This is a genomic window from Xanthomarina sp., from assembly GCF_035306705.1.
Classification (GTDB): domain Bacteria; phylum Bacteroidota; class Bacteroidia; order Flavobacteriales; family Flavobacteriaceae; genus Xanthomarina.
In genome coordinates this window covers 1-10,709 of the sequence record NZ_DATGNO010000125.1, presented here as the reverse complement: position 1 = coordinate 10,709, position 10,709 = coordinate 1, and the positions used below count along the sequence as shown (strand labels likewise).

Here is a 10,709-nt window from a genome sequence, read left to right as displayed (position 1 = left end):
ACCATTTTCAAAGAGGTAATTATTGGAAGGGTACAGGTCATCTTGCTTTAGCTATTAGTGATGTGTTTTTGGTTAAGTCAATTGCTACTATTGGTGTTAAAGGAACTGTAATTGGTGCAACTAAAATAGCATCTAAAAATGCTGCTAAGGGGGGAAGAGGTTTATGGACATTAACAAAAGAAGGAGCATCTGCGATTAAAAATCATAAAACTTTTGGAACCATTTACAAGAGTAATTCCGATGGATTGTGGTGGGCTGTGGATAAGGCAGGACATGGCGGAAGTAAGTTCAAAGTATTCAAAGAAGGAAAGGGAGGGCTTGAGTGGTTTAAGGATGCTGACGAATTCGGAAATTTTATTATTAACAAACATAAAGGTTCAACAGGAACATTTATTCCTTGGGGGCAATTAGGCACAGTGAAATAAAATGAAAACATTAGATAAAATTACAAATCAAAGCTTCCCCTTAACATGGGCAAATCTTGATTCTTATACAGAGAGTAAAGGACATAAAAATGAGATATACCTAATTAATAATGATAATTTGATTGAAGGATTAATTTTAATGTTTTATACTCTTTTTCGATCCATAAAAAGCGATATTAGGCTCTATGATCCTTCTTGGTGGGATTGTTGTTTAGACACTTGGGATCCCGACGAGGATAAATACGATTATGAATTAGAAGGCAAATCTGATGAAACAAAGGATTATCTAATAATGCTTAGAGAATCATCAATTGAGATTGGTTATTCAGGGATATGCAAATGTAATGATTGGAATAAATTTTTATCAATTATTTTAACTTGCATTGTAACTCATATAGCACCTTATAGTCCAGTTTTTTATGATGAAGAAAATGATTTTTTCTTTTACTTTCATCATAGTGGTAGCATAGGATTTTATTATAAAGAGAGAAACGAAATTGTTGAAAAAATATTGAGTATTTCAAAAGATGAATACGATGTAAGGTAATTGCTGCTAAGACGAGTAGTCAGATTTTATCGTGGAGTAAAAACTCTACAGGTCACTTGATTAAACATAGAGACGTTTTAGGATTTGGTAACGTTTCTGCCCAACAAGCTCAAAAAATGTTACCGCAACTACGGGGAGCAGCAAATCAACTTTTAAATAATGCTAATTCCGCATTGACACGTGTTGGTCAGTGGCACGGTCATCAAAATGCAGTAATGTATATCAGTAATGGAAAAATGATAGTCACAGAAGCAAATGGCACTTTTATTACTGTAATCAATAAAACTGCAAACCAATGGTATAATGCTGCAAAACCCCTGAGATGATGATAAACGAATTAAAGAAAATTATAGGTAAAAAAGTAAAACGGTTGTTTTTAATTGTTTGGCCACCATTTGGAGAAAGTGATGTTTCTCAAATTGATATATCTGCAGGTTATGTTTTTGAAGATTCAACAAATGAGCTTTTTAAGATTTCTACCGATAAGAATGAATTAACGGCACCAATAGTTGAATATTTGCCTATTCCCAACAAAAATTTTAAGTGGATAGAGTTTGATCGAAGAATGAAAGGATGGATGGATTGCGAAGAAGGAATGGAAATGGACATTGAATATTATGAAGTATCTGATGTCAATCTCTTTAAAAATATTGTGAATCAAAAAGTGTTAGATGTTGAATTAATTGGAATCACAAATGATTCCCCATTGGGAGTGAAATTAATTTTTGACAATGACTTTATCTTGTCCACTCCGATAAGTGATGGAAACACGATAGAAACAAATTTGTTTAATAAAAATGAAAATTTAGAAAATTTCTCATCACTTGGAAGAATAGAGTATATCAGTTTGAAGAACGTTGGTAAGAATGGGTAATTGTGTAGGGAAGCAGTTGCAAGTAAGACGGGTACGAATGTTTTATCCAAAGGCGAACTGCTTAGAATTGAAAATGCTGCTACCCGAATTAACAAACCTATTACAGTTGTAGGCAGTCGGGCAAAAGGTACAGCAGGGGCATACTCTGATTGGGATTATGTAATACCAGGCCTTAATAGTAGAAACTGGAGTACTATTAAAAACTCTTTACCTGGTTCACGTTCAATATTGGATAATACTCCGAGAAATATTGACATCTTCAAAGGATCTGTTAATCCTAATTTACCTCACATCACAATTTATCCTCGCTAATGCACATTACTATGAAATTAGAAGAAGAAATATTAATAAATAGATATGGACAAGGGTTGGCGGATAGTAGAGAGTTGCTAAGTAACTTCAATACTCTTGATCCAGAGAAGAAACGTACTTTCTTAACTGATATGACATTTTTAATAATACAATCCAAGCCTAGTGATAATGACATTGAAGCTATAATTTCAGATTCTAAACTGAAACCTACATATACGCCATGTATACTACTAAAGAAAGGAGTTGCATCCCATAATCTAAGCAAGATTATTGCCTTGCCTGAAAATGAATTAGATAAAGTTTTTTTATTGTTTTTGAGCTTATTCAAAATTCCATATCAGAGGAGATTTAAAGACGAAAAAAACCATCCTGATAAATGGTGGTATTGGGATTTGTCAGATGAACACAAGGTTGAAATGATATTGAAAAGTTATAAATGAAACTACTATTAAAAATACTGTTTTTTGTACTCGCAATATTTCAAACAAATATTTGTGAGGCTAAAGTATTTTTATTTAGTGAAGTAGTTACGCAAATAAGATTTATTGAAAATGCAATAGAAAACAAAAATGAAGTAACTATCAATATAGAAAATGATTTTGGTATAAGTTGCAAAAGTGATAATGATTTAGTAGATTATAGAAACCAGGGTATAGGCATTGAGGCAATTGCCGCTAAGGGGGTACCTACCGTTACAGAGCAAGCCGCAAGCCTTAGTCAGAAGTTAGGAAAGAACTCTATTACGTTAGGCACACCAACTAAACAAATAAGATTTGATTTAGTAGGTAAGGCTCACGGAATTGTTCCTACACCACATATGCAGATTTACAATAAGAATTTTGTTAATGGTGTACAGAAAAGTATAAGTCGTGCTTCTAAAGAAGCTGTTCCGATGACACAGCAAGAAATAAGAATGATTAGAAAATACATAGAAAAACTTGGGAATTAATATGATAACTGCAACATCAATAGAGTTTTTTAAAAACTTAGCCCAATACGATTATGATAATCGATATTATGACTTCCATAATAATTACAATTGTGAAAAGTTATCTTACTCTAATGGAATATTATTAATTCTATTTAAGTCTTTGGTTGGTGAAATTTTATTATCATTAAAGTTTACAGATGTTAAGATAATTACCTTAGACTTTTTTAATGTGAAAGATGTAGAGAATTTAACTCTCGATAATTTATACAGAGGAAGGTATGAACTTAATGGGGATTTAATTGAACTTTCCGAAGAAGGCAAGGGGTATTTTTATTTAGAATTTTATGAAGGTCAAAAATTGGAGTTTTGGGCTAAGAGTGTAGATGTAGAACAAGAGTAAGTCAGGAAGCTGCTAAGACGGGACTTACAAATCCACAGTTAGTTCAAAAATCTGCAACCTTAGCAGAAAGGGCTATTGGAGGCACAGGAGGTGTTGCAGGTACTGCAAAACATCAATACGCAAATGCTCTTTTAAATCGTTATCAAAGTATTTACGGCAGTAGGGGTTTATCAACCAATGTTTATTTTAACAATGGTGTTGGTAACCGTGGCTTCCTTGATGTTCTTGATAGAACTAATGGAATTATATATGATTTTAAATTTGGTAATGCAGTTATGAGCCCTGCCCAGTTTGGTAAATACTCAAGAAACTTCGGATTACCGATACAAGTAATTAGACCTTAATATGTCAGAAGATATTAAAGAGATAAAAAAAAGAGTTACTGAGGAATGGTTAAGCTCCGTTCCTCAGCTTTCAGCGTTTGCACAGAATAAGCTTTATAGAATAGTTGGTTGTACTATTATTGGAATAGAGTTAGTGAAGCTACCGAAAGTAGAAGATTACAGACCTCATTTTGTATTATATCCATTATGGAAAAGTGATTTGAAAAATTGCTTAGACAGTCCCACAATCCTTATGGAAGTAAGTAACAAAAAAGGGTTGCAGTTTTCTATACCTTATTTGAAACATAGCAGCTATTTCAATGAAGCTATTGAATGTTTAAAAAAGCAGATACCAATTTTATGGAGTGAAAACGTTGCATTGAAATCATTGTTTGATATAGTAGATAATCGTTTCAATGATATTTTAATCAAATCAAATTCAGCACAACAAGCAAAACTATTTGAGCTAAAATTTCATACTGCTTTATATACAGGCAATCAATCCCAGGTTAAAAATGTTTTAAATCAAATAAAACAGGTGAGTAGAAATTGGAATATGCAAATGTTTGAAATGTGGTATGGAAATTTTAATACTTGGCTACAAGTACTACAAGAAAAGGTTAATAGCCGTGAAGAGTTTTTGAAGCAGATAGAAGCAAACAAGCAGGACAAAAAAATATCACAGTTGAAAAGTTCAGAACTTACAGCATAAGCAAAAGCCCGATTAAATCGGGCTTTTGTTGTTTTATAGCGTAGCTGCGTTTTTAGCAAAAAAGTCTTTAAACTTTTTATTGGTCAGCATTTTATCAATCAGGCGGAAGATAGTTTGCTTGTCTTCCTCGTCCAATTGCTGTATGAGCCTCATTTGCTCAACGGCTGTTTTATCCTCGATTACTACTTCTTTGGGCATTTTGCCGTCATAATTAATAATTTGGTCGGTCGTCAAATTAAAGAGTTGAGCCATTTTTTGAAGTTCATCCACTGTTAAAGCCCTCAAACCCTTTTCAATCTTGCTGTAAGCGGATTTATCTACGCCAATATGAGTAGCCACCTCAATTTGTTTAAGGTTCTTCTCTTCTCTTATAGTTTTTATGTTGTCCGATAAACTCATAAGGCAAAAGTAGCGATAAAAAACATTTTACACAATATGTGTGCAATATCAAAACATTTAAGTTGCTAAAACGAAAACTTTATTTTATTTTTGTGGTTGTGAAATTAACCACAAAGTTTTTTTAATGGAAATAGCAGAAATAAAACAGCAACTAAGCATCATAACGGTATTGCAGCACTACGGATTACAGCCGAACCGTAACAAAATGGTATGCTGTCCCTTCCACGATGATAAAAACCCTAGCATGCAGGTGTATGCAGATACGAACACGGTTTTTTGTTTTAGTGGCAACTGCAAGATGAACGGCAAAAAGATAGATGCAATACAGTTCATACAGGATAAAGAAAATCTAAGCAAACACGAGGCCATTAAGAAAGCCCAAAATCTGATAGGAGCAACAACACAACAAACTGCACCTAAGCCAATCATACAGCCTGAAAACCTAAATGAAATCTTTGCCAAACTGAAACAGAGTTTATACAGCAGCAGCAAAGCGAGAGCCTACGCAGAGAGCAGAAGTATTTACAATGCGAAATTAGAAGCAGGCTATAACAACGGGACGCATTACAACAAGCTGAAAAGCTGTATCATCTTTCCATTGAAGGATAAGCAAAACAATATCGTGAGCTTCTACGGACGGAATACGCATAGTAAGGGAAAAGACGACAGGCATTTTTACACGGCAAACAGAAGCGGTTTATATCCGAACTATCCGACAACAGAAACGGAAATAATCATCATCACCGAAAGCATAATAGACGCAGCTACTATACAGCTTTACAGCACTTACAAAGCATTGTCATTGTTCGGTACAAATGTTTTGAACGATGAACACAAAGAAGCATTACAGAGCTTGCCGAACCTGAAAGAAATTATCTTTTTCCTGAATGGCGATGAAGCGGGCAGGGAATGGACAAAGAAGCACAGTGAAACTTTACACGAACTGTTACCACAAATAACAATCAGCACCGTAAATACACCTGACGAAGAAGATGTCAACAGCTTAATACAAGGACACGAAGCGGAAATATTACAACACCTGATTAATGAAAGAACAATCCTTTTTTCTTCACTTGAAACCGCTATGCGGTTCGTGAACACCTTTGAAAACAATAAAAATGATAGTGAACAAAAATCAAATGAAGAAAAAAGCGAGCAGCAACCAATGATTACAACAATCGGAAAGCTTAATACAAGCAACGCCGATTACATCAGTTTTGTATATGAAAATTTGTTGTTCTCCATCATCGGTGGTATTGCTTTATATCCATTGGATAAACTAAAAATCACACTGAAAATCCAAATCGCTAAAAGTCTGAACCCATTACAGACCATCAGACAGAGCAATTTGGATCTGTACAGCGAAGAACAATTACAACGCTTCATTAAAACAGCCAGTGAAAAATTAGAAGTTGGCACAAAGCAGTTACATTATGCTGTTGCTGAGCTTGTTGAAGCATTAGAAGATTACCGCAATGCAAAAATAGAAGAACAAAAACCCAAGGCAGAAAAGCCCAAAGTATTAACGGAGTTCAGAAAGGCATCATTGATGCAATTATTAAAAACACCTAATCTATATCAAAAACTAAACGAACTAATCGGGAAAACAGGCGTAGTAGGCGAAGAAACGAACCGCTTAATAATGTGGACAGTATTTACCAGCCGATTAACTGCAAACCCTTTACACATCATTTGTTTGGGAGCAAGTGGTACAGGAAAGACGTATTTACAGGAAAGAATATCGGAACTTATTCCCAAGCAACACAAAGTAAGCTTTACGGCATCAACAGAAAACGCCTTGTATTACGTGGGTAAAACCGACTTAAAAAATAAGCTGATACTGATAGAAGATATGGACGGAGCAAACTCTGTACTGTATGTTTTAAGAGAGTTGCAAAGCAAAGGGTATGTAAGCAAAATAGTGCCGATGAAAGACAGCAAGGGCAATATGAAAACGATACTCTTAGAAGTGGAAGGACCAATTTGTTTAAGCGGAACGACCACTAAAGAACGCATTTACGAAGATAACGCCAACCGTTGTTTATTGATATACTTAGACAACAGCGAAGTCCAACAACAAGGTATTATGCAGTACCAAAGGCTACTCAGTGCAGGGAAAATAAACAAAGCCGAAGAGGAAAGCACAAAGGAACTGTTACAGGATTTACAGTTAATGTTTAGAAAAATAAATGTAGTCAATCCCTTTGCAGATAAATTAATCATACCCGAAAGTGTATTTAAACCGCTTAGAACCAATGCCCATTATTTACAATTTATAGAAGCGATAACCTTTGTACATCAATATCAAAGACCGATACAGAAAGACAATCAGGGCAACGCCTTTATAGAAACCACATTGGAAGATATTGCTTTAGCCAATGATTTACTGAAGGAAGTTTTATTAGCCAAGAGCGATGAGCTTACAAAGGCTTGCAGGGATTTTTTGGAACAGATTAAAGACCTACTTATTAAAGAAAAGAAATTGTCATTCTACAAAAGCGACATCAGAGAAAAGCTAAAAATCAATCCTCATAATCTGAACCATTATCTAAAAACTTTACACTTCTACGGCTATGTAAAAAGTATTGGTGGTAACAAATATAAGGGCGGTTATGAATACGAAATTACCAACAATGACGAATACAGCAGGCTGCAAAATAGCATAGAAACCGCATTGGATAAGGCATTACAAGGCATCAAAGAAAAGGTAGTAAGTAATGTAAGTAACAGTAAGTAATTGGCTCAATTACTCACTCAACTACTTGTAAATAAAGTGATACAGTGCAGTAAGTAATAAAAAATAAAATGGAAGTAAGCGGACAAAAATTTATAGACCCCAACCCCTACAAAACATATCAAGCAGAATTTACAAAATGGATGCAACGAATAGGTTATGCAATGACCACGATAGAAGGTTACGAACGGCAATTACAGACGTTTTTTGAGTGGTTAAACGACAATCGTATAAAAGAACTCAATCAAATCAATCAATCGAATTTAGAGGCTTACAACAAGTATTTACACGAAAAGAAAAACAAGCAAAAGCAAGGCGGTTTATCGAGTTGTTACATCCAAAGCCATATCAATGTGATTAGATTATTAAGCAAGTATTTAGAACTGACAGGAGAGCAAAAAATATTTACAGGCAATATCATCGTAGAGCAAGGTACACAAACACCAAGAACCATTCTAACCCAAACCGAAATAAAACAACTCTACCAAGCCACAGACGAAAGCCCTAACGGATTACGAGACAAAGCAATACTAAGCCTGTATTACGGTTGTGGACTGCGTTACAGCGAAGGAATTAGAGTTGAGAGAAGACATATAGACTACGGAAAGCAGTTTTTATATGTAGTACCAGGAAAGAATTACCGAAGCCGATTTATACCAATGAATGAAAAAATAATCAAGGATTTACAAGATTATGAAGTGTATGGAAGACCTTATTTTATGAGAGATGAAAGCAAATATTTTTTACTGAACTTAAAAGGAAATCCACCTGATAGCGGACTAATCGGAAAGCGTTTAAAATACTTATTACAAAAAGCAGGAATAGAAAAAGACATTTGTTTACACGGCTTACGGCACTCAATAGCGACACATCTTTTACAACAAGGAATGCCTTTGGAACAGATCAGTAAATTTTTAGGACATACCAGTTTAGATAGTACACAGATCTATACACGTATTGCAGAAGAACTAAACGACTGACTTTTTTCTTCACTTGAAAAAATCATCTGAAAAATAAAAGCAAAAATGAACGAAGATTTTACAACATATCTAATCAAAAGCGGTTTTGTGGCAAAGACAAGGCAAAGAATGTTGTATTGTTCAAATCATTATCAAATATGGCTTACATCAAGAAATATCAATGTAGAAGAAGCGACTTACAAAGATTTATTGAATTACATCGGCGACTTGCAAAAAGAGAAATCAAAGCAAGTATGCAATGAACATCTGCGAGCCATCAGCCATTACAACAAGTATCTGCAAATCCCCGATATTGCTTACCAAGTAAGAGTTCGGGGCATCGAAAAACCACAACAGATTTTATTTAATGAAGATGAGTTGAACAAAATTTATGAAAGCTACGAACCACAGGCACAGAAAGGTTTTTGGAGAAATAGCGATAAGATTTTATTAGGCTTCACCATTTATCAGGCATTGGATGAAAGGGATATTTTACGCATAGCATTAGAAGATGTACAATTAGAAAAAGGAGCAATCAAAATCCCAGCAGGGCAAAAACGAAAAGAAGCCAGAACCTTGAAATTAGAAGCTCATCAGATCTTGCCATTACATCATTACATCGAAAATCACCGAGATAAAAACGGCACAAAGCTGATTAGTCCGCAAGCCGAAAAGTTCGACAACCTCCACGACCAAATCACCAACCTAAACCGACAAATCAGAAAGCTGGGCGAAACTTTACAAATGGACATCAGAAAATTAAGCCAGTTAAAACAATCAAGAATAACAATATGGATAAAACAACACGGACTACGCAAAACCCAATACTTGGCAGGTTTTAAACGAGTGGAAAATGTAGAACGCTACCGACAACAAGATAACGAAGATTTACAAGAAGCCATTAAAAGCTATCATCCGTTGAAGTAAAAATCCTACGACACCAATCCACGCACATTGCCCACGCTTCGGCACTCCGCTGAACTCCGTGCCCCCAAACGCAGGAAAAGCGGTGTTCGTCTTCCTTGCTCCGCAAGCCCTGCGGCCAGCCCGTCAAGGTACTTTTTTATAACGTGTTTTTTTCTTCAATTGAATAAAAAAGAGCCTTGCCGCCCTTCGGGTGCTTCACGTTGTTACGCAGGCTGTCACAGTTCTTGCAGTTCGCTTCGTCATCCTCACGGCAGGCTACTCTGTCCGCTTATGTATCCTTCGGCTCCACTGCGTTGCGCTCAGGAAACAACACGTCCACCGCCTGCCATCATTTTGCTCGCCTGCGGGTCGCATCGGGCTTCGGCCTGACCTTGTTTGTATTGCCGCCGCTACGCTCTGGCGAAGCATAAGGAAAGCCTTGTGTAGTGCGTTGCGGGCTGTCATAGTTTTTGCGGAAAGAAAGCAAAAACCTACGCCAGCCCTTCACTTCTACAGAGCTGCAAGCCGCCTTGTCAGGCTCTCCCTTGCAGCCCCCTTGCTCCACTCGCAGTGCGGCTCGCTGATGCTTGTCTGCTGCCCATTACGCTGCGCTCCACAGTCAGCAGCCAGCCGTTTAGCTCAAGGCTGTTTTTCCTTGCGTTCGGGGGCAGACTAACGCCCTTCGGTTGTTTGCTCATTTTTTATATTGCCTTGTCCGCTACGCTACCAAGCCAACATAAAAAATCGAGCCTTGTTTTTTCTTCACCTGAAAAGTTCAGTTGAAAGAAAAAGATAATCGGATTATAAATAGTAAATTAGCAGCGTGAAAAAGTGGCTGTACCTCATATCGTTGATGTTGTTTTTTGTGGCGAATACAAATGCCGCAAACAGTGATTTTTTTGGTGCAAGGGAAGTAGTTGCTGCTAAAGGGGGAAAGAGTGTATTAAGTGCAGGCGAATTAGCAAGGATAGAAAATGCAGCTACAAGAATTAATAAACCAATTACAGTTGTTGGAATCCATGGGCTGAATTTTCTATGGAGATCGCTGCTCCGCCACATACCTATGGCGGAGGAGGTGGAGGCGGTTCTGCAGTAAATGCTTTGATGCCGGGTGTGAATCCAGGCTTGATGCCTCATGATACAGGAGATAGTGTAGGACAGCCCGGAGATTGGGAAAGTTTGATACC

At 36.4% G+C, this 10,709-nt stretch carries 12 protein-coding genes; 11 read left to right on the top strand and 1 reads right to left on the bottom strand.

Annotated features, from left to right (window positions below):
- The 8 genes from VKY47_RS10480 to VKY47_RS10445 form a co-directional block, all read left to right on the top strand.
- On the top strand, nt 1–425 hold a 425-nt coding region (locus VKY47_RS10480; protein ID WP_324312628.1), incomplete at its 5' end, for a hypothetical protein.
- Between the two features lies 1 nt (nt 426).
- Complete coding sequence (locus VKY47_RS10475; RefSeq protein WP_324312626.1) at nt 427–972, top strand: hypothetical protein; 546 nt, start codon at nt 427–429, stop codon at nt 970–972.
- Nucleotides 973–1,028: 56 nt separating this feature from the next.
- Entirely contained in the window at nt 1,029–1,298 is a 270-nt protein-coding gene (locus VKY47_RS10470; RefSeq protein WP_324312625.1) for a hypothetical protein, read from the top strand.
- A complete protein-coding gene (locus tag VKY47_RS10465; RefSeq protein ID WP_324312624.1) occupies nt 1,295–1,846 on the top strand; it encodes a hypothetical protein in 552 nt (183 codons plus the stop codon). The genes VKY47_RS10470 and VKY47_RS10465 overlap by 4 nt, the downstream gene beginning before the upstream one ends.
- A gap of 323 nt (nt 1,847–2,169) precedes the next feature.
- Nucleotides 2,170–2,598: a DUF5958 family protein gene (locus VKY47_RS10460; RefSeq protein WP_324312622.1), complete on the top strand. Its 429-nt coding sequence runs from the start codon at nt 2,170–2,172 to the stop codon at nt 2,596–2,598.
- On the top strand, nt 2,595–3,107 hold the full coding sequence (locus tag VKY47_RS10455) for a polymorphic toxin type 24 domain-containing protein (RefSeq protein WP_324312620.1): 513 nt from the start codon (nt 2,595–2,597) through the stop codon (nt 3,105–3,107). The genes VKY47_RS10460 and VKY47_RS10455 overlap by 4 nt, the downstream gene beginning before the upstream one ends.
- Before the next feature lies 1 nt (nt 3,108).
- On the top strand, nt 3,109–3,489 hold the full coding sequence (locus VKY47_RS10450; RefSeq protein ID WP_324312618.1) for a hypothetical protein: 381 nt from the start codon (nt 3,109–3,111) through the stop codon (nt 3,487–3,489).
- 345 nt (nt 3,490–3,834) lie between these two features.
- Complete coding sequence (locus tag VKY47_RS10445) at nt 3,835–4,524, top strand: hypothetical protein (protein WP_324312616.1); 690 nt, start codon at nt 3,835–3,837, stop codon at nt 4,522–4,524.
- Nucleotides 4,525–4,557: 33 nt separating this feature from the next.
- On the opposite strand, the gene VKY47_RS10440 is transcribed toward VKY47_RS10445, so the two are convergent.
- Nucleotides 4,558–4,923, bottom strand: coding sequence for a helix-turn-helix domain-containing protein (locus tag VKY47_RS10440; RefSeq protein WP_324312615.1), 366 nt, complete (start codon nt 4,921–4,923; stop codon nt 4,558–4,560).
- Nucleotides 4,924–5,047: 124 nt separating this feature from the next.
- Here VKY47_RS10440 and VKY47_RS10435 point away from each other — a divergent pair, with 124 nt between their 5' ends.
- The 3 genes from VKY47_RS10435 (at nt 5,048) to VKY47_RS10425 (ending at nt 9,543) form a co-directional block, all read left to right on the top strand.
- Nucleotides 5,048–7,660, top strand: coding sequence for a CHC2 zinc finger domain-containing protein (locus VKY47_RS10435; RefSeq protein ID WP_324312613.1), 2,613 nt, complete (start codon nt 5,048–5,050; stop codon nt 7,658–7,660).
- A gap of 68 nt (nt 7,661–7,728) precedes the next feature.
- Nucleotides 7,729–8,637: a tyrosine-type recombinase/integrase gene (locus VKY47_RS10430; RefSeq protein WP_324312611.1), complete on the top strand. Its 909-nt coding sequence runs from the start codon at nt 7,729–7,731 to the stop codon at nt 8,635–8,637.
- A gap of 45 nt (nt 8,638–8,682) precedes the next feature.
- Nucleotides 8,683–9,543: a hypothetical protein gene (locus tag VKY47_RS10425; protein WP_324312608.1), complete on the top strand. Its 861-nt coding sequence runs from the start codon at nt 8,683–8,685 to the stop codon at nt 9,541–9,543.
- The last annotated feature ends 1,166 nt before the right edge of the window (nt 9,544–10,709 follow it).